We start from the raw sequence: 19,389 nt of genomic DNA on the forward strand, positions 1-19,389 counted from the left end.
CTCGCCGTATGCTGTACGGTACAGCGTACGGCAAGATTGAGGAGACGTGTTGACCTTGAGTAACCTCCAGCCCTTCCAGCTCGAGACCGACCAGGCCGAGCTGGGCGATCTGCGGGCCCGGCTCGAGCGGGTGCGCTGGCCGGACGAGGCGCCAGGCGTGGGGTGGCAGTACGGCGTGCCCCTCGCCCACCTCCAGCGCCTGGTCGAGCACTGGCGCACCGGCTACGACTGGGACCGCGCCCGAGCCGAGCTGAACCGGCACGACCAGTTCCGCACCGAGATCGACGGGCAGCGCATCCACTTCCTCCACGTGCGCAGCGCCGACCCCGGCGCCCTGCCCCTGCTGATCACCCACGGCTGGCCCAGCTCCCCGGTGGAATACCTCGACGTCATCGAGCCGCTCAGCCGCGACTTCCACCTGGTCATCCCGTCCTTGCCGGGCTACGGCCTGTCCGGCCCCACGCGCGAGACGGGATGGGGATCCACCCGGATCGCCCGCGCCTGGCTGGAGCTCATGACCCGGCTCGGGTATGAGCGCTTCGGGGTGCAGGGCGGCGACTGGGGCACGTGGATCTCCCGCGAGGTCGGCGTGCTGGCCCCCGAGCGGGTCGCCGGCATGCACGGCAACGGCATCATCTGCTTCCCCATCGGCGCTCCCGGCGAGCTCGACGGCCTGACCGAGGTGGAGCAGGAGCGGATGGCCTTCCGCGAGCGCTATCTGACCGACCAGTACGGCTACAAGCTCATCCAGTCCACCCGCCCCCAGACGTTCGCGTACGGCATGGCCGACTCCCCCGTCGCGCTGCTGGCCTGGTTCGCCAGCGTCTACCACGAGTGGAGCGACGCCGAGATCGACACCGACCGGCTGCTCACCACGGTCATGCTCTACTGGCTCACCAACACCGCGGGCTCGGCGGCCCGCTCCTTCGTCGAGACGCCCGACACCGACCAGGACACCAGCGTCGAATGGGAGCTGAAACCCGCGACGGTGCCCACCTCGATCTCGGTGTTCCCCAAGGACATCCTGCGGCCGATCCGGCGCTTCGCCGAGCGGGACAACAACATCGTCGGCTGGGTGGAGCACGATCGCGGCGGCACGTTCGCCGCGATGGAACAGCCGGAGACGTTCGTGGCCGACGTCCGCGAGTTCTTCACGGCTCTGCGTTAGTACACCGAGATGTGCGGGTGGTCGTAGTGGTTGGCGGTGGTGCCGCCGCGGTCCGACATCGTGCGCCAGGCCCCGCTGCTCACGTGCCAGATGCGCTGCCGGTAGATGACGTACATGATGCCGAGACGCTTGGCGTTCTTGATCGCCCAGTTGGCGATCTCGTCGCCGCGCTTGAGCTCCTCCGCCGTCGGCATCGCGCCGCCCCGGCTCAGCATGAAGTCGCACGCCCGGCCCAGGGGGTGCTCGCCGCCGTCCTGGATCGCCCGGTAGCAGCCGATCCCGTACGGCACCTCGAACCGTTCCTGGATGAGCTGCTTGACCAGCGCCATGCGCGGCGTGATGTGATCGGCGCCCTGTGGCAGCTGCGGCACGAACGTGCCGTCGGGCCGCAGGCCCGGCGCCTTGTACAGCTGGTCGATCTTGTCCCGGATGCGCTCGATCTGGCGCTCGGCCTTCTTCTTGCGCGACTCCAGCTCGCCGACGGTGCGGTCGAGATCCCCGGCACGGGCGGCGGCCTCGTCCTGCGCCTGCTGCCGATCGTCCCTGACCTTGGCGAAGCCGCGGAGCCTGGCGTCCTGGAGCGCGACGAGGTGCTGGACGAGCGCCATCCTGCCGAGAAGCGCGGACGGGTCCTGCGGGCCGGTCAGCATGGCGACCTGGCTGGGCTCGGTGCCGGTGTACTGGGCGATGGCCATTGCCCGGAGCTCGGTGGAGTTCTCGTCGTAGATCTCCTGGGCAGCGGTCAGCTTCTCGCGTGCTGATTTTTCGGCCTTTTCCGCCTTCTGATGGGCTATGCGGCTGTTGTAGTAGTCGGTGATGAGCTTGTCCGACTCCTTCTGGAGCGTGGCGAGTTCCTTCTTGAGCTGCTTCACCGTGGGCTTGGGCTGGGCCCGTGCCCCGGCCGGCGCCGCCGCCAGGAGAGCGGCGGCGAGCACGGCGACCACCCCGCGCCACGGAGCACGCAACCGGAAGGTGGGGGACGTAACCGCCACGCTTCTCCTAACCCAGAGCCGCAGGGCAGGTTCCGGTCAGGAGTTAATCACGCCCGGGGTTGCCCTCTATCCGACGCTAGATAGTAGGGGATCGGGTGCGGCGGCGTGTAACTCACCGCTTTTCCGCTTCGTTTTCTGGTCCGCTTCCGGCATCGCGCGGCCGCCGTACCCGGCGGGCCACGAGCTGCCGCCCGAGCAGCACCGATCCTGGCACCACCACCATGCCGAGCAGGCTGGAGCCCAGACCCACGCCGATGTCGGCGTCCAGCAGGCCGTCGCCGTCGCCGCCCAGCAGCGGCACGTCCACCGACACCTTGACCGAGACGGAGATCAGCGGCCCGGGGTTCTCGGCGGGTGGGGGCGTGGGATCGGGCGCGCTGGTGGTGGGCGGAGGGTCGTCATCCGGGCTGCTGGGTGGCGGGTCGTCGGGGGGCTCGCTGGTGGGCGGCCGGGTGCTCGGCGGCGGCTCCTCCGAACGCGTCGGCTCCGCCGAGCGGGTCGGCTCGCCGGTCGGATCCCGGGTCTCCGTGGGGGGCGCGGGGGGCGGGCCGCCCGTCGTCGGGGCCGGCCGGCGGGTGGGCGGACCCGTCGGGTCGCTGCTGGGGTACAGGGTCGGATCGCCGGACAGCGTGATCGGCGGCGTTTCCGAGAGGGACGCGCGAGGCGTGGGCAGTTCCGGCGTGGGCGTGGCGGGCTCGGCGGTGAGCGGCGGCGCGGACGTGGCAGGCGGGAGCGCGGTGCCGCTCTCCAGCTCGGGAGGCCCGCCCAGGATGACGAACGCCGACACCACCGCCGCCGCGGTGGCCAGCACCAACCCGCCGGTCACCGCGAACTTGGTCACGGGTGTGAGACCGCTGTGGAACATGCTGGTGGTGGCGTCGCCGGGCGCGGCCGGCTGCGTTTTCGGCAGGAGCGCGGCAAGCGGCACGGCCAGGATCCCCAGCCCCGCGCGCCCCCGTGACTCCCACTCCTCGCCGTACTCGGCCAGCGCGACGCCCTCGAGTTCGGCCAGGAACGCCTCGGCCGACTCCGGCCGCGCCGCGGGGTTCTTGGCCAGGCCGTGCTCGACGAGCGGACGCAGCGGCTCCTCGACGTCGTCCAGCGGAGGGGCGGCGTGCTGGTGCTGGAAGGCGAGCGCGGCGACGTTCTCGCCGTGGAAGGCCCGGTGGCCGGTCAGGCACTCGAAGAACACCAGCGTCGCGGCGTACACGTCGGTGGCCGGGCTGGCCGGGGCGTCGTCCCACTGCTCCGGCGCCATGTACGACGGCGTGCCGACCAGCGCGGCCTGCTCACCGAAGCGGGCCGCCACGCCGAAGTCGACCAGCTTGCTGTCGCCGTCCTGGGTGATGAGCACGTTCTCGGGCTTGAAGTCGCGGTGCACCACCCCGCGGCGGTGGGCCTCGACCAGCCCGAGCAGCGCCCCCTTCAACACCGCGAGCGCGGCCTCGGCGCCCGTCCTGCCCTCGTCCTCCAGCAACCGCCGCAGCGTGACGCCGTCGACGAGCTCCATCACGATGACGGCGTCCTGCGGGGACTCGACGTAGTCGAGCACGCGGGCCGTGTGTGGACTGTCGATCTCCCGGATCAGGTCGGCCTCGGCCCTGAACCTCTCGACGAACTCCTCGTCCTGGAGCAGCGCCTCGGATAAGTGCTTGATCGCCACCGGCCGGCCGTCGGAGTCGCGTACGGCCAGCATTACCCTGCCCGTCCCGCCCTGGCCGAGTTCCCGGATCTCGGTGTAGCCGGGAACTTCCATGTGGGACCTCCTGACCCGGTTAAGATCCTTATGCCAGGAAAGCTAACCTGAGGTCACGCGCCGTGTCGAGCCCTTTCACCGGAGTGACCGCGACTCTGCCGCAATCGGTATCATTACTACTACTACCACACATAGTAGGCAGCGGGTCAGGCGGCCGGGCGGGCCGGGCGGGCGGTCAGGTATGCGCGCACGTTGCGTGCGGCCTCACGGCCGGCGCGGTTGGCGCCGATGGTGCTGGCTGACGGCCCATAGCCGACGAGCTGGAGCGCTGGTTCGCTGACGACCTGCGTGCCCTCGACCTTGATCCCGCCGCCCGGCTCCCTGAGCCGCAGGGGCGCGAGGTGGTCGAGCGCGGAGCGGAAGCCGGTGGCCCAGATGATCGTGTCGGCCCGCCAGTGCCGTCCGTCCGCCCAGGCGACGCCGTCCGCGGTGATGCGCTGGAATATGGGAAGACGTTCCAGCGCGCCTTTGTCCAGCGCCTCTCGGACAACGGGCGTGTAGCCGAGCCCGGTGACGCCGACGACGCTTCCCGGCGGGAGCCCGGCGCGTACCCGTTCCTCGACCATGGCGACGGCGACCCGTCTGGCGTCCTCGCTGAACTCCTCGTCACGGAGGACGGCCGGGCGCCGGGTCACCCACGTCGTCGCCGCGGCGACCCCGGCGATCTCCGACAACACGTGCATCGCGGAGTGGCCCCCGCCGACCACGACCACCCGCCGCCCCGCGAACTCCCCCGGCCCTCGATAATCCGCGTAGTGCAGCTGCCGCCCCGCGAACGAGGACGAGCCCGGATAGTAGGGCCAGTACGGCCGGGTCCACGTTCCGGTCGCGTTGACCACGGCCCTGGCCGCCCATTCCCCGGCGTCGGTCCCGATCAGCAGCCCGCCGCCCGCGTCACGCCGGACGGCGCTCACCTTGACCGGCCGCACGACGTCCAGCCCGACCGTGCGCTCGTAGTCGCCGTAGTACGCGGGGACCACCTCGGCGACGGGCACCCCGCCGTCCTCGTCCTGGGGCCGGCGTACGCCCGGCAGGTCGAAGAGGCCGTGCACCTTGTCCATCGTCAGCGTCGGCGAGCGGTGCCGCCACGCCCCACCCGGACCCTGCTCGGCGTCGAGCACGACCGGCTCGAACCCGAACCGCGCCAGGAAGTACGCGCTGGACAGGCCCGCCTGCCCGGCGCCGATCACCACGACGTCGCTCTTCTCCACGATCAGGTGCAACCGCCACCGCCCCCGGCGTCTTCCCGCCGCCCCGCGTCTTCGTGCCGTCCACTGTCAACTCCTGAGCGGACAGCGCCGGCGGCGTCCAGGTGATCGGCGACCTCTCGGGCAGGCGCACGGAGGTTCTCAGGTTCGTCGGCCAGCCGGTGCAGGTCGTCGCCGACGAACCGCCGGCCCGCAGGACCTCCATCGCCCGCCTCGCATGATCTTTGATGCGGAGAGCAGGTGAATGGTTGCCGCCAACCGGCGTCAGTTCGTCAGCGCCGGCATGAACGTCGCGTCGTGCCGGGCGATGTGGTCGATGTCGACCTGGTAGAGGTGGTCGTCGCCCCTGGCGATGTGGCTCGCGAACGCCTCGTTGCCGGCGGCGGCCTGCTCGTGCATGTGGCGCACCAGGTGGTCGAGGCGGGCCCGCGCGGTGGCGGTCAGCTCGCCGCGGGCGGCGTCGTCCAGGCCGTACGCGTCGGCGAACAGCCGCAGCCTGCGCGCCTGCTCGGGCACCGGGTACAGGGCCATGTGGCGCGGGTCGGTCAGGGGCACGAACCGGTAGGCGGCGTATGCGACGTCCCAGACGCGCGGTCCCGGGTGGGCCGTGTCGAAGTCGATGAAGGCGACCGGGCGGCCGCCGCGGAACACGCAGTTGTACGGGGCCACGTCGCCGTGGCAGATGACCTCGGCCGGCGCTACCGACGGCCAGTACCAGGTGTAATCCAGATTTTTCGGGCATTTCGGGAAATCGAGGGTGGCGTCGTGGAATTCCCGCAGCAGCCTGGCCACGGCCTCCAGCGTCCCGTCCGACAGCACCCACTCCGGCAGGGGGTAACCGGGCACGTCGCCGGGCACGAAGTCAAGGACCTCCCGGCCCTCGCCGTCGATCCCGTGGCTCCTGGGCGCGCCGCGGAACCCGCGCTCCGCCACGTGGTCGAGCACGGCATGCACGCCCGTCGTCCACGGCCCCGCCGGCCGCCGTACCGTGTCGCCGACCCGCACGACATGGTTGACGCCCCCACCGGCCAGGACCTCCACGTCCGTCTCCCGTCCCTCGGACGGTGTCGCGTGCACGCTGCGGTTCCTCCTGCTCGCCCTGCTTTCGGCAGATCATCACCCGGCGGTCAGTGTGCCACGCGCCATGGGAACACCGCGCCCCGATTACCGGCCGCGCGCAGGTTGGTGCCCAGGCGGCGGTCAGCGGCGGGTGCCGAAGGCGACGGCCGTCGTGGAGGCGATGACGGAGACCAGCACGACCATGACCAGGACGGTGCCGAGCGGGTCCGTGCGGCGCGGCGGCAGCACGACCTGCTTGATCCGGGCCCGGGACGTGGCCGTCGTGGGCGTCGGCGTGGGCGTGGGCGTCGGGGAGGGGGACGGCGCACGCATCGACGTCACCCGCCGGGGGGCGGGCCGGGGCGTCGCTCGCGGGCGGTCCCAAGGGCACTCCCCCACCTGCACCCGCTTCCCGCACACCGCGTCCTGGTAAATCGTCATCCCCGGGACCGCCACCTTGGGGACCGGCCGCCGCTTCCCCGGTCGCCGCCCGGCGATGGACACCCCGGGGACCGGCGACCGCCACACCTTCACCCCTGGCACGGACCCGTCCGAGGAGACCTTCCGGGGAGGCATCGGCGGACGTACGGACACCTCGGGGATCACCACCGACACCTCGGGGGTCACCACCGACACCTCGGCCATGCCGCCCGGCGGCCGCTCCCGGTCGGCGGCGGCGGGACCGGCCGCGCCGACCGCCACGAGCCCCACGGCGAGCAGCAGCGGCGTCCGCACCCTCCGCCCGCCCTCGGTCCGCGGTGCGCGCTGCCGCCGGCGGACGCCCGCGTAGCGTGACATGCCCCACCGCACTCCCGCGGAACGGGACGCCCGCCGCCTTCCCGTCACGCTCACACTCCCCCGCCGACGCGCGCGAACTCCTGCAACGCCCCGTGGAACGCTTCCGGCCCGACGGCCAGCGGCCCGTCGAAGGCGCGGGAGATGTCCCACGTCAGGTACGTGCCGAAGCCGAGCATCGCCGCCATCGCCACGATCGGCAGGATGGTCAGCCCGCGCGGCCGGGCCCCGGCCAGGAACGGGAACATGATGACGATCGCGCCGGTGAGGATCGTCAGGAACAGCAGCCCGTCGGGCGGCGTCGCAGCGGCGTCGGCGGCGCGCTGGGCACGGGCGGTGGAGATCGCGCCAATGCGCTGGAGCAGCTCCACCTTGGCTTCTTCCTCGTCCTCGCCGCTCACCTCGAGGTCGCTCACCCGGCCGCGGAGCTCGTCCATCCTGGCCGCGCCGACCGGGTCCATCCGGCCCTGGGCCATGAGCGGCCACTCGTCCCTGACCACGAAGATGACGTATTCGCGCAGCGCGATGCGCACCTGCCGGGCCGCGTCGTCCGGCAGGCCGTCGGCCGCCCAGTAGGCGTCGATCGCGGCCTGGCTCTCGGCGTGGGTGTTCTGCCGGGCGGTGTCGGTCTTGGTCCAGGGCACGATGATCGCGATGGCGAACACCAGCAGGAACATGGCCGACAACATCGCCCCCGCGTGGGCGGCGGAAGGACCTCCGGGATCGCGATCTTCGCCGGGCCGTCTGACCATCAGCCTGAACACCAGCGCGGTAACCATTACCACGCCTATCGCCGCCAGGATCGAGAGCGCGTACGCCACCATGAAGATCTCCCGAACACACGTCGGATACGCAGTGTCACATTACTATCACACTGTGCAATGATGGCGTCAGGCTCTGAAAGGTAAAGCTCCGGCAAGGCGCGCGACCCGCCCATGAGCCGGTGGGGCGGTTGGACGGATTGACGGTCGCGACCGGCTGTTCTGACCATTCGTCCAGCCGGTTGGTGATGACTGCGAAATATCTGCACCATGGCGACCGTGAATCTCAACGGCCGCAAATTCGTGATGGTGAGCTCGACGGCGAGCGCGGTGGATCCGGACAGTCCCACGGAGTTCCTGTACTGGGAGGCCGACGGGGTGGTGTGGGGCAGTTATACGGGCGACACCGTGACCCACGGACGCTTCGTCGGCACCCGCGACGGCGAGCAGGTGTCGATCGCCTACGTGCACGCGCTGAAGGCCGGCGGGACCGCGGGCGGCAGGAGCGACAGCCGCGTCGAGACCGGGGATGACGGGCTGCTGCGCCTGGTGGAGGAGTTCACGTTCGACGGTGACGACACGCCGCACGTCAGCGTGTGCGCGGAGATCCCAAACTGAACAGACGTGCACCGGCCCGCGGGTCCTTCGGTTCCGCGGCCCGAAACGGGCCTGCTATGAACGTGTTCAACCGGCTGCGTTAGGCTCGCTCCGCAGACCTTGGGGAGCCTGATGAAGATAGTGATACCCGGGGGAACCGGACAGGTAGGCACGATCCTTAATCGCGCGCTGACCACCGCAGGCCATGAAGTCGTGGTCCTGACCAGACGGCCGGTGCGCGAGCGTGAAGTCCGCTGGGACGGCGAGACTCTGGGTCCATGGGCGGCGTCGATCGACGGCAGCGACGTCGTGATCAACCTGGCCGGACGCAGCGTCAACTGTCGCTACACCGCCGTCAATCTGCAGGCCATGATGGATTCGCGTGTGCGCTCCGCCCGGGTCGTGGGTGAGGCGATCACGGCGGCCGTGCGGCCTCCCCGGGTCTGGCTGCAGATGAGCACAGCCACTGTCTATTCTCACCGCTTCGACGCGCCCAATGACGAGGCGACCGGCGTGCTCGGCGGCAGTGAACCCGGTGTCCCCGGCTACTGGGCCTACAGCGTCGAGATCGCAAAAGCGTGGGAGCGGGCGCAGAAGCAAGCGGAAACCCCGCACACGCGCAAGGTCGGCATGCGCGCTGCCATGGTGATGAGTCCCGATCGCGGCGGCGTCTTCGACGCCTTGCTGCGGATGGTGCGGCTCGGCCTCGGCGGCCCGGTCGCGGGCGGCGCGCAGTACGTGTCCTGGATCCACGACCGCGATTTCGTCCGCGCCGTCGAGTTCCTGGCCGACCGGGACGACCTCGCCGGGCCGGTGAACCTCGCCGCTCCCGTTCCGTTGCCGCAGCGCGCGTTCATGCGCGTGCTGCGCGCCGCGTGGGGTGTTCCGGTGGGCCTGCCCGCAACGAAGTGGATGGCCGAACTCGGCGCGTTCGCGCTGCGCTCGGACACCGAACTCCTGTTGAAAAGCCGCCGGGTCGTCCCCGGCCGCCTGCTCGAAGCGGGCTTCGCCTTCGATCACGCACAGTGGCCGGAGGCCGCCGACGACCTCGTGCGGCGCGTGCGCAGCGGGCCCGGCTCCACCAGGTGAGCCTTCGGCTCCTGCCGCGCAACAGACCCTAGTCGTCCTTCTTGAGCGCGGCCCGGCCCTCGGCCGCGCCGACGAAGCGCATCTTGCCGAGCGGCACCTCACCCTGCGTCTCCTGCGCGGGGCGCGAGCTCCGGCGGGCCTGCCGGCCGTCGCTGGGCAGCACGTACGGCCGCTTGAGCACCTCGTCCAGGATGAAGACCGTCTCGGTCGCCTTGACCGCCGGGATGTTGGCCAGCCGGTCGGTGACCATGGTGTGCACCGCCGCCACGTCCGCCACCCGCACCTGGATCATCGCGTCGTGCTGGCCGGTGGTGATCGCGCAGTACTCCACTTCCGGCATCCTCGCGAGCTCGGCCCTGAACTGCTTCCACATCTGCTGGCGCACGGTCACGAAGATCAACGCGGTGATGCCGAGCCCGGCCCGCACGTGGTCGATCTCGGCGGTGAAGCCCTTGATCGCGCCGTCCGCGCGCAGCGCCTCGAAGCGGGTGTAGGCGTTCGCCCGGGAGATGCCCACGCGCTCGGCCAGCGCGGCCACCGAGATCCTGCCGTTCTCGCGCAGGACCTCGAGGATCTTCATATGGATGTCGTCCAGCTCGAGACCGATGCCGATCCGTCCAGACGGACCGGTGCCGCCGACACCATTCCTGGAAATTTCACTCATCATTACCTCACTGACCTTTATATACGTCCAGCAGACCGCACGGCACCTGGACGTTCTGCCGGACAATCCTCGACATCCTTCCGCCGAACGTCCAACTTGGAGGACCCCCATGGCGACCCGCTCGCAGACGGCGGCCGTGCTGCTCACCGCTGCGCTCACCCTCGCCGCCTGCGGAAACGGCGGCGGCACCGCCCAGTCGCCCGCGGCCTCCGGCGGCGCCAAGACCCTCGTCATCGACACCTCCTTCGACCTCAAGACGGCCGACCCGGGCCGCACGTACGAGCCGACGGGGCTGATCGTCGGCAAGGCCGTCTACGAGACGCTGCTCACCTTCGACGGCGCGGACGTGACCAAGCCGGTGCCGGCCCTGGCCGAGTCGTACGAGCTGAGCGAGGACGGCAAGACGCTGACGCTGAAGCTCAAGCAGGGCGCGACGTTCGCCGACGGCACGCCGGTAACCGCGGACGACGTGGTGTTCTCGCTGACCCGCGTGCGGGACATGAAGGGCACCCCGTCGTTCCTGCTGGACGGCGTCGAGGTGGCCAAGACCGACGACACGACGATCACGCTGACGTCGAAGGCGGCGAACCCGGCGCTACCGTACATCCTGCCGAACCCGGCGCTCGGCATCATCAACAGCAAGCTCGCCCAGCAGCACGGCGCGACCACGGACCCGCAGGACAAGGCCGAGCAGTGGCTGAACTCCGCCTCCGCCGGGTCCGGCCCCTACATGATCGAGTCGTTCAACCTGAGCAGCCAGGTCACGCTCAAGGCGAACCCGAAGTACTACGGCACGAAGCCCGCCTACGACAAGGTCGTGCTGCGTAACGTCGAGGCCGCCACCCAGAAGCTCAACGTGGCGCGCGGCGACAGCCAGGTGGCGCTGAACCTGTCGGGCGACCAGGTCGCCGGCATGCCCGCGACGCTGCAGGTCAAGAAGACCGCCTCGGCGAACGTCATCTTCCTGCTGGCCAACCAGGACTCCGCGATCAGCAAGACCACGCCGAACGCCAAGTTCGTCGAGGCCGTGCGCAAGGGCGTGGACTACGCGGGGCTGCTGGAGCTGGCCGGCGAGGGCTCGACCCAGGCGCCCGGCGTCATCCCGTCGCAGCTCCTCGGCGCGCTGCCGCCCGAGCAGGCCGCCAAGCGGGACGTCGAGGGTGCCAAGGCGGCGCTGGCCGCCAGCGGGCTGTCCAACCCGACCGTGAAGCTGGAGTACCCGAGCGAGCTGACCGTGAACGGGCTGTCGTTCCAGCCGCTGGCCGAGCGGATCCAGGCCAACCTCAAGGAGGTCGGCATCACGGTGGACCTGCAGCCCGCGCCGGTCACCACGGCGCTGGACAACTACCGCAACGGCAAGGAGGAGATGGGCCTGTGGTACTGGGGTCCCGACTACCCTGACCCGAGTGACTACCTGGCGTTCCTCCCCGGGAAGCTGGTGGGGCTGCGGGCCGGCTGGAAGGCGGGGGTCGCCAAGGAGATCGAGACGGCCGGCGACAAGGCCGCCACGACCATCGGCGACGACGCCCGCAAGGCCGCCTACGCCGACGTGCAGACCAAGCTCAACGCCTCCGGGCCGTTCATCCCGCTGATCCAGCCGAGCCAGAACATCGTGACGGCGGGGTCGGTGACCGGGCTCGAGTACCACCCGGTGTGGACGGTCGACGTCGCCGACCTCGGCGTGAAGTAAGGGGTCCCCGCACGTGTCCGACACCCCGGACGCCGTCAAGGCGACGCGGCCCGAGGGGCGGGGGCCGGGGCGGCGGAGGCAGACGCATCCGCTGGCGCGGTTCCTCGTCCGCCGCATCCTGCTCGCCGTCCTCATGGCCTGGGGCATCACCCTCGTCACCTTCGTGCTGACGAACCTGGTCCCCGGCGACCCGGTGGCCGCCAACCTGGGCCAGCGTGCCCTGGGCGACCCGGCGATCGTCGCCCAATGGCGCGCCGAGCACGGCCTGGACAAGCCGCTCTGGCAGCAGTACGTCCTGCACCTGCAGGGCCTGCTCCAGGGCGACCTGGGCACCAGCCAGCAGAGCCACCGCCCGGTGAGCCAGGACCTGGCCGAGTTCGTGCCGGCGACGCTGGAGCTGGCCGGGGCGGCGATCGTGGTGTCTCTGGTGCTGGGCGTGGCGTTCGGCGTGGTCGCCGCCCTGCGCAGGGACCGGCTCGCGGATCACACGTTGCGGCTGCTGAGCCTGATCGGCATCTCCGTCCCGACGTTCTGGCTGGCGCTGGTCGCGTTCTACGTGTTCTTCTACCGCCTGCAGCTCACCCCGGGCAGCGGCCGGGTCGACGCGGCGCTCGGCTCGGCGCCGGCCGTCACCGGGCTGCAGACGGTGGACGCGCTGCTGGCGGGCCGGTGGGACGTCTTCACCTCCGCCGTCGGCCATCTGATCACGCCCGCGCTGGTGCTGGCGCTCTACACGATCGGGCTGCTCACCCGCTTCACCCGGTCGGCGGTGCTGGAGGTGCTCGGCCAGGACTACGTCCGCGCCGCCCGCGCCAAGGGCCTGCCCGGCAGGGTGATCCTCTTCCGGTACGTGCTGCGCTCGGCGCTGGTCCCGATCATCACGGTGGCGGGCCTGGCCTTCGGCAGCCTCCTGTCGGGCACGGTGCTGGTGGAGGCGATCTTCGCCTGGCCAGGCATCGGCCAGTACGCCTACAAGAGCGCCACCACCCTCGACTTGCCCGCCGTCATGGGCGTCGGCCTGGTCGTGGGCGTCGTCTACCTGGTCATCAACCTGATCGTGGACGTCCTGTACGGCGTGATCGACCCTCGAGTGAGGCTGCAATGAGACGCCCCTTGTCGAGCCGGCTCCCGGAGGCGTGGCGGCAGCCGCTGGCCGTCGCCGGCGGCGTGCTGGCGGTGGCCTGGCTGGTGATCGCGCTGGCCGCGCCCGTCCTCGCGCCGCACGATCCGCTGGCGCAGGACCTGCCACGGCTGGCGGCGCCCGGTCCCGGGCACTGGTTCGGCACCGACCAGCTCGGGCGGGACATCCTGAGCCGCGTCATGTACGGGGCGCGGGTGTCGATCCCGCTGACGTTGCTGCTGGTGACGCTGTCGGTGCTGATCGGCGGCCTGCTCGGCGCGTGCGCAGGGTACTTCGGCAGGTGGGTGGATGAGACAATCATGCGGGTGGCGGACCTGGTGTTCGCGTTCCCGACCGTGATCCTGGCCATGGTGGTGGCCGCGGCGCTGGGCGCGAGCCTGGCGAACGCGGTGCTGGCCGTGCTGGTCGTGGCCTGGCCCGCCTACGCCCGGGTCACGCGCGGGCTGGTGCTGGGGGTGCGGGAGCGGGAGTTCGTGCTGAGCGGGCGGCTGCTGGGCTTCTCGGTGTGGCGGTCGCTGCGGGTGGACGTGCTTCCCAACGTGACCGGCCCGGTGCTGGTGCTGGCGACGCTGGACATCGGCACCGCCCTGTTGCTGCTGTCCGGGCTGTCGTTCCTGGGCCTCGGCGCCAAGCCGCCCTCTCCCGAGTGGGGGGCGATGGTGGCCTCGGGCGTCGACGTGTTCGACAGCTGGTGGGTGGCGACGTTCCCGGGGCTGGCGATCCTGACGGTGGTGCTGGCGTTCAACTTCCTCGGCGACACGCTGCGCGACGCGCTCGACCCCCGTACGGCCCGCGCGATCAAGGAGCGTGCGCTGTGACGACGACACTGGACATCGCCGGGCTGAAGGTGTCCATCGGCGGCAAGGAGATCCTGCGCGGCGTCGACCTGCGGCTGGAGCCGGGCAGGGTGCACGGGCTGGCCGGCGAGAGCGGGTCGGGCAAGACGATGACCGGGCTGGCGGTCCTGGGGCTGCTGCCGCATGGCGCGCGGACCTCGGGCGCCATTCGGCTCGGCGAGCGCGACCTGCTCACTTTGCCGCCCAAGGAGCTGAACCGGGTGCGCGGCGGCGAGGTCGCCATGGTCTTCCAGGACCCGGCCACGAGCCTGCATCCGATGCTGACGATCGGGAAGCAGCTCACTGAGCACATGCGCCACCATCTGGGGCTGGGCAAGGCCGAGGCCAGGGCGCGGGCGGTGGAGCTGCTGGGCAAAGTCCGCATCCCCGGCCCTGAGGAGGCGTACCGGCGCTTCCCGCACCAGTTCTCCGGCGGGATGCGGCAGCGGATCGCGATCGCGGTCGCGCTGGCCTGCTCGCCGAAGGTGCTGATCGCCGACGAGCCGACGACCGCGCTGGACGTGACCGTGCAGGCGGGCGTGCTGCGGCTGCTGCGCGGGCTCTGCGACGAGCTGGGGCTGGCGGTGCTGCTGGTCACCCACGACCTGGGCGTGATGTCGGCGGTCGCGGACGAGGTGAGCGTGATGAAGGACGGCCTGGTCGTCGAGTCGGGGCCGCGGGGCCGGGTGCTGCGCGAGCCCGAGCACGCCTACACCCGTTCGCTGCTGGAATCCCTGCCCGAGGCGGAGGCCCGATGAGTCTGCTGACCATCGACGACCTGGTCGTCGAGCACCGCTCCCCCGGCCGTCCCGCCGTGCGGGCCGTGGCCGGGGCCAGCCTGGAGGTCGCGTCCGGCGAGGTCGTCGGGCTGGTCGGCGAGTCCGGGTGCGGCAAGTCGACGCTGGCCCGCGCGGTCTGCGGGCTGAACCCGATCACCGAGGGCTCGATCACGTTCGAGGGGCAGCCGGTCACGCCGCTTGGACTGCGGCGCAGGAAGCTGACGGGCATCCAGATGGTGTTCCAGGATCCGTACACGTCGCTGAACCCGCGCCGGCGGGTGGGCGAGCAGATCGCCGACGGGCTGCGTACCTCGCGTGACACCGTGACGACGCCGGCCGACCTGCTGGAGCGCGTCGGCTTGCCGCGGGACTTCGCCGGGCGGCACCCGCACGAGTTCTCCGGCGGGCAGCGGCAGCGCGTCGCAATCGCCAGGGCCCTCGCCGCCCGGCCGCGGCTGCTGATCGGCGACGAGCCGATCTCGGCGCTGGACGCCTCGGCGCAGTCGCAGGTGGCCAAGCTGATGCGGGATCTGGCCGTGCAGTCGGGGGCGGGGCTGCTGTTCATCAGCCACGACCTGTCCGTGGTACGGGTGATCGCGGACCGGATCGCCGTCATGTACCTGGGCAAGATCGTCGAGGTGGGGCGTACGGAGGAGGTGTGGGCCGAGCCGCGGCATCCGTACACGCAGGCGCTGCTCAAGGCCATTCCCCGGCCGGACGGGATGGGCGTGCTGCCCGCGGAGTTGCCCGGGGACGTGCCGGATCCGGCGAATCCGCCAGACGGGTGCAGGTTCCACCCGCGGTGCCCGCTCGTGATGGACGTGTGCCGGGTGAAGGAGCCCGAGTTCGGGCCGGTGGCCTGCTGGCTGCACGAGCCGACGTGACGCCGGAGCGGGTCGAGGCGCGGCTGAAGGCCGCGCGGACGGCGATGGACGAGGAAGGCGTCGACGCCCTGGTGTTGCGGCCGTCGCCGGATTTCCGCTTCCTCGGCGGCGGGAATGGGGCGGCCTTTCTCGTGGTGACGCGGGACACGCTCGCCGAGACCGCCGATCCGGCGCGATGGGTGCCGGAGGGGGCGCGGCGGGTCGGGGTGGACGCGGAGATGCGGGTGCGGGAGCTGTTCGGGCTGGCGATCGAGGCCGAGCTGGTGCCCGCGTCTTCCGTGCTGGCCCCGCTGCGGCTGCGTAAGGAGCCGGACGAGATCGCCGCCGTCGAGCGGGCGGCCCTGCGGGCTGAGGAGGTGCTGCGGCAGGCGCGGGAGCTGGCCTGGTTCGGCGCGTCCGAGCGGGCGATGGCGGCCGCGCTGCGGATGCTGGCGCTGGAGTCGGGCTGCGAGGAGGTGCTGGCGCTGCGGGTGGCGGCGGGCGAGAACACGGCGCGGGCCGCGCACCTGCCCGGCGACCGCGTGATCAACCCCGGGGACGCGCTGCTGGTGTCGCTGTGCGGACGGTGGGACGGCTACTGCGCGGAGGTGGCGCGGGTCTTCGCGGTGGCGGAGCCGCCGGAGGACTTCGAGGCCATGTACTCGGTGGTGCTCGCCGCCCGCCGCGCGGCCCTGGCCGCGGCCCGGCCGCCCGCTCCGGCCGCCGACGTCGCGCGGGCGGTGGCCGAGGTGATCGACGGCACCGGGTACGGCCGGTTCGCCGCCGCGCACGCCGGCCGGGGCGTCGGCCTGGGCCCGGACGAGGGGCCGCGACTGGGCGAGGGCACGCCGCTCGCGCCCGGCATGACGTTCTGCCTGGAGCCGGCGATCTATGTGCCCGAGCTGTTCGGCGCGCGGGTCGCGGACGTGGTGGCCTGCACGGAGGCGGAACCCGTGGTGCTGAGCTCCGGCCCGCCGGAGCCCGCCGCCCTGCACGTGCTCGAACGCTAGGGCCGGCTGCTGAGGAGTCGCGCGGCGCGCACCGGGGAACGGGCAAGGCACGGTGGCGGGCAAGTCCCACAACAGTCTGGAGAGAACGTGAAGATCACTGGAGTCGAGCTGCGACGGATCGCGATGCCGCTCGTGGCGCCGTTCCGCACCTCGTTCGGCACCGAGACCGCCCGCGACGTCCTGCTGGTCAGAGTCGTGACGCCGGACGCCGAGGGGTGGGGCGAGTGCGTGGCCATGACCGAGCCGCTCTACTCCTCCGAGTACGTCGACGGCGCCGCCGAGGTGATCCGCCGCTTCCTGCTGCCCGCCCTGCCCAAGAACCTGGACGTGTACGACGTCGGCCGCGCCCTTGAGCCGATCAAGGGCCACCGCATGGCCAAGGCGGCGCTGGAGACGGCCGTGCTGGACGCGCAGCTGCGGGCGGCGGGCGAGTCGTTCGCCCGTTTCCTCGGCGCCGCCCGTACACGAGTGCCGTGCGGGGTGTCGGTCGGCATCATGGACTCGATCCCGCAGCTGCTCGACGCCGTCGCGGGCTATCTGGACGAGGGATACATCCGGATCAAGCTCAAGATCGAGCCCGGCTGGGACGTCGAGCCGGTCCGAGCCGTGCGCGAGCGGTTCGGCGACGACGTGCTGCTCCAGGTCGACGCCAACGCCGCCTACTCCCTGAGCGACGCCCCGCGACTGGCCCGGCTGGACGCGTTCGACCTGCTGCTCATCGAGCAGCCGCTGGCCAACGACGACCTGGTTCAGCACGCGAAGCTGGCGCAGCGCCTGAGGACGCCCATCTGCCTGGACGAGTCGATCGAGTCGGCCGAACACGCCGCCGCCGCGATCGCACTCGGCTCGTGCTCGATCGTCAACATCAAGCCGGGCCGCATCGGCGGCTACCTGGAGGCAAGGCGCATCCACGACCTGTGCCGGGCGAACGGGATCGCGGTGTGGTGCGGCGGCATGCTGGAGACCGGCATTGGCCGGGCGGCGAACGTGGCGCTGGCCGCGCTGCCGGGGTTCACACTGCCGGGCGACACGTCGGCGTCGCGGCGCTACTACGCGACGGACATCACCGAGCCGTTCGAGCTGGTGGACGGACACCTCGAGGTGCCGGCCGGGCCCGGCATCGGCGTCGAGCCGATCCCGGACGTGCTCGACGCGGTGACCACCGCCACCGAGTGGATCAGTCTCTGAGCTTGGGGGTCGCCCGAACGTCGATATTCTGCGCCCGCAGTCGGAACGGACATCCGGAAAAGTGTTATCCGGTCACCCTTGGGCCAGTCTCCTCGGGGCGAAAGATCGTCTCGCGAAAGGATTCACATGGTTCTCCAGACCAGCCGGCGGAGCCTGCTGAAGGCGGCGGCGGGTGTCGCGGTGCTCCCGGTGCTGCCGTCCGCGGCGCGGGCGTCGGCGGCGTTCAGGCATCCGGGGCTGCTGCACACCCAGGCCGACTTCGACCGGATCGCGGCCGCGGTGCAGGCCGGGGCGCAGCCGTACAAGACCGGGTGGGAAAAGTTGGTCGCCAACGGGCGTTCGGCTGGCACGTGGAAGGCGCGCCCGCTGGAGACCGTGGTGCGCGGCGGCACGGGGCAGAACTACGTGCAGTTCTACAACGACGTCCACGCCGCCTACCAGAACGCACTGCGCTGGAAGATCTCTGGGGAGAAGGCGCACGGCGACGCCGCCCGCGACATCCTGAACGCCTGGTCGGGCCGGTTGAAGACGGTCACGGGCAACGCCGACCGGTACCTGGCGGCGGGCATCTACGGCTATCAGATCGCCAACGCCGCCGAGCTCATGCGCGGCTATCCGGGCTTCGACGTGGAGCGGTTCCAGAAGATGTTGCTGACCGTCTTCTACCCGCTCAACGACCGCTTCCTGCTCGAGCACAACGGCGCCTGCATCACCAACTACTGGGCCAACTGGGACCTGTGCACCATGGCGTCGGTCATGGCGATCGGACTCTTCTGCGACGACCGGGCGAAGTTCGAGCAGGCCGTCGACTACTTCAAGAACGGCAAGGGCAACGGGTCCATCATGAACGCCGTTCCGTTCCTCCACCCGGGCGGGCTCGGCCAGTTCCAAGAGAGCGGGCGCGACCAGGGGCACACCATGATGGGCGTCGGCCTGCTCGGCACGATCGCCGAGATGGCCTGGAACCAGGGCGTCGACCTGTACGGCTACGCCGACAACCGGATCATGAAGGCGGCCGAGTACGTCGCCAAGTACAACCTGGGCCACGACGTGCCCTTCACCACCTACAAGTGGGGCACCGGCCAGAAATGCGCACCCCGTGAGCAGACGGTCGTGTCGACCGTGGCGCGCGGCCAGGACCGTCCCGTGTGGGAGCTGCTCTACAACCACTACGCCAACCGGCGGGGGCTGGCGGTGCCGTACACGAAGGCGTACGCCGAGCGGGTGCGGGCCGAGGGCGGGGGCGGCAACTACGGGCCGAACAGCGGAGGGTTCGACCAGCTCGGCTTCGGCACCCTGCTGTTCACGCGCGCGGCCGCCGGCGCCGGTGGCGGCGGTGGCGGCGGTGGCGCGCTGCCGACCGGGGTGACGCGCGTGCTCCAGTCCATCAACCTCCCGAAGGAGGGTATCGCCGCCTCGGGTGCTCTCGGCGTGCTCGGCGAGGCGGCGCCGCTGCGGATCGTGCCGGGCCTGGCCGATGCCAAGGGCTACTCGTTCATGGACGAGGACGGTCGTTATCTGCGGCACAAGGACTACCGGCTGCGGTTCGACGCCGACAACGGCACCGAGCTGTTCGAGCGGGACGCGACCTTCCTCGCCCGGCCCGGATCGGCGGCCGGGAGGGTGCGGGTGGAGTCGCTGAACTATCCCGGCCGGTTCGTCCGGCACCGTCACCACCAGCTCTGGCTGGACAAGGACCAGGACACCTCCGCCTTCCGCGCCGACAGCACGTTCAGGCCCGGCGCCGGCTAAACATGACTAGCCCTCATGTCTTGCGGAACGCTAACGTCTGG

18 protein-coding genes are annotated in these 19,389 nt (G+C 71.2%); 11 read left to right on the plus strand and 7 right to left on the minus strand.

What is annotated here, in order from left to right; genetic code table 11:
• The first annotated feature begins 46 nt into the window (after positions 1-46).
• Positions 47-1,168 (plus strand): epoxide hydrolase family protein, encoded by a 1,122-nt coding sequence (locus ACTWPT_RS27185; RefSeq protein WP_443180288.1) that lies wholly within the window; start codon positions 47-49, stop codon positions 1,166-1,168.
• On the opposite strand, the gene ACTWPT_RS27190 is transcribed toward ACTWPT_RS27185, so the two are convergent.
• The 6 genes from ACTWPT_RS27190 to ACTWPT_RS27215 form a co-directional block, all read right to left on the minus strand.
• Positions 1,165-2,160, minus strand: coding sequence for a coiled-coil domain-containing protein (locus tag ACTWPT_RS27190; protein WP_443180289.1), 996 nt, complete (start codon positions 2,158-2,160; stop codon positions 1,165-1,167). The genes ACTWPT_RS27185 and ACTWPT_RS27190 overlap by 4 nt on opposite strands.
• A gap of 112 nt (positions 2,161-2,272) precedes the next feature.
• Entirely contained in the window at positions 2,273-3,916 is a 1,644-nt protein-coding gene (locus ACTWPT_RS27195) for a protein kinase domain-containing protein (RefSeq protein WP_443180290.1), read from the minus strand.
• Between the two features lie 146 nt (positions 3,917-4,062).
• Positions 4,063-5,127, minus strand: a complete 1,065-nt coding sequence (locus tag ACTWPT_RS27200; protein WP_443180291.1) for an FAD-dependent oxidoreductase — start codon at positions 5,125-5,127, stop codon at positions 4,063-4,065.
• 261 nt (positions 5,128-5,388) lie between these two features.
• Positions 5,389-6,201 carry a phosphotransferase enzyme family protein gene (locus tag ACTWPT_RS27205; RefSeq protein WP_443180292.1) on the minus strand — a complete coding sequence of 271 codons (813 nt, stop codon included), beginning with the start codon at positions 6,199-6,201 and terminating at the stop codon, positions 5,389-5,391.
• Positions 6,202-6,324: 123 nt separating this feature from the next.
• The gene (locus tag ACTWPT_RS27210) at positions 6,325-6,981 is read right to left on the minus strand and encodes a hypothetical protein (protein ID WP_443180293.1); all 657 of its coding nucleotides are present in this window, start codon (positions 6,979-6,981) and stop codon (positions 6,325-6,327) included.
• Positions 6,982-7,031: 50 nt separating this feature from the next.
• A complete protein-coding gene (locus ACTWPT_RS27215) occupies positions 7,032-7,802 on the minus strand; it encodes a bestrophin-like domain (RefSeq protein ID WP_443180294.1) in 771 nt (256 codons plus the stop codon).
• Between the two features lie 207 nt (positions 7,803-8,009).
• Between ACTWPT_RS27215 and ACTWPT_RS27220 the strand changes: the two genes are divergently transcribed.
• Together ACTWPT_RS27220 and ACTWPT_RS27225 are read left to right on the plus strand one after the other, a co-directional pair.
• Positions 8,010-8,357 carry a hypothetical protein gene (locus ACTWPT_RS27220; protein WP_443180295.1) on the plus strand — a complete coding sequence of 116 codons (348 nt, stop codon included), beginning with the start codon at positions 8,010-8,012 and terminating at the stop codon, positions 8,355-8,357.
• A gap of 111 nt (positions 8,358-8,468) precedes the next feature.
• Positions 8,469-9,425 carry a TIGR01777 family oxidoreductase gene (locus ACTWPT_RS27225; RefSeq protein WP_443180296.1) on the plus strand — a complete coding sequence of 319 codons (957 nt, stop codon included), beginning with the start codon at positions 8,469-8,471 and terminating at the stop codon, positions 9,423-9,425.
• A gap of 28 nt (positions 9,426-9,453) precedes the next feature.
• On the opposite strand, the gene ACTWPT_RS27230 is transcribed toward ACTWPT_RS27225, so the two are convergent.
• A complete protein-coding gene (locus ACTWPT_RS27230) occupies positions 9,454-10,089 on the minus strand; it encodes an Lrp/AsnC family transcriptional regulator (protein ID WP_443180297.1) in 636 nt (211 codons plus the stop codon).
• A gap of 109 nt (positions 10,090-10,198) precedes the next feature.
• On the opposite strand from ACTWPT_RS27230, the gene ACTWPT_RS27235 reads away from it, so the two are divergent.
• The 8 genes from ACTWPT_RS27235 (at position 10,199) to ACTWPT_RS27270 (ending at position 19,348) form a co-directional block, all read left to right on the plus strand.
• On the plus strand, positions 10,199-11,779 hold the full coding sequence (locus ACTWPT_RS27235; RefSeq protein WP_443180298.1) for an ABC transporter substrate-binding protein: 1,581 nt from the start codon (positions 10,199-10,201) through the stop codon (positions 11,777-11,779).
• Between the two features lie 13 nt (positions 11,780-11,792).
• Positions 11,793-12,884: an ABC transporter permease gene (locus ACTWPT_RS27240; RefSeq protein WP_443180299.1), complete on the plus strand. Its 1,092-nt coding sequence runs from the start codon at positions 11,793-11,795 to the stop codon at positions 12,882-12,884.
• The gene (locus ACTWPT_RS27245) at positions 12,881-13,738 is read left to right on the plus strand and encodes an ABC transporter permease (RefSeq protein WP_443180300.1); all 858 of its coding nucleotides are present in this window, start codon (positions 12,881-12,883) and stop codon (positions 13,736-13,738) included. The genes ACTWPT_RS27240 and ACTWPT_RS27245 overlap by 4 nt, the downstream gene beginning before the upstream one ends.
• Positions 13,735-14,514 (plus strand): ABC transporter ATP-binding protein, encoded by a 780-nt coding sequence (locus ACTWPT_RS27250; RefSeq protein WP_443180301.1) that lies wholly within the window; start codon positions 13,735-13,737, stop codon positions 14,512-14,514. The genes ACTWPT_RS27245 and ACTWPT_RS27250 overlap by 4 nt, the downstream gene beginning before the upstream one ends.
• Positions 14,511-15,419, plus strand: coding sequence for an ABC transporter ATP-binding protein (locus tag ACTWPT_RS27255; RefSeq protein ID WP_443180302.1), 909 nt, complete (start codon positions 14,511-14,513; stop codon positions 15,417-15,419). Before ACTWPT_RS27250 ends, ACTWPT_RS27255 begins: the two co-directional genes overlap by 4 nt.
• The gene (locus ACTWPT_RS27260) at positions 15,416-16,408 is read left to right on the plus strand and encodes a M24 family metallopeptidase (RefSeq protein ID WP_443180303.1); all 993 of its coding nucleotides are present in this window, start codon (positions 15,416-15,418) and stop codon (positions 16,406-16,408) included. The genes ACTWPT_RS27255 and ACTWPT_RS27260 overlap by 4 nt, the downstream gene beginning before the upstream one ends.
• Positions 16,409-16,495: 87 nt before the next feature.
• Positions 16,496-17,596: an o-succinylbenzoate synthase gene (gene menC / locus ACTWPT_RS27265; RefSeq protein WP_443180304.1), complete on the plus strand. Its 1,101-nt coding sequence runs from the start codon at positions 16,496-16,498 to the stop codon at positions 17,594-17,596.
• A 126-nt stretch (positions 17,597-17,722) separates the two neighbouring features.
• Entirely contained in the window at positions 17,723-19,348 is a 1,626-nt protein-coding gene (locus ACTWPT_RS27270) for an AbfB domain-containing protein (protein ID WP_443180305.1), read from the plus strand.
• The last annotated feature ends 41 nt before the right edge of the window (positions 19,349-19,389 follow it).

It is taken from the genome of Nonomuraea sp. 3N208, assembly GCF_052245935.1.
Classification (GTDB): domain Bacteria; phylum Actinomycetota; class Actinomycetes; order Streptosporangiales; family Streptosporangiaceae; genus Nonomuraea.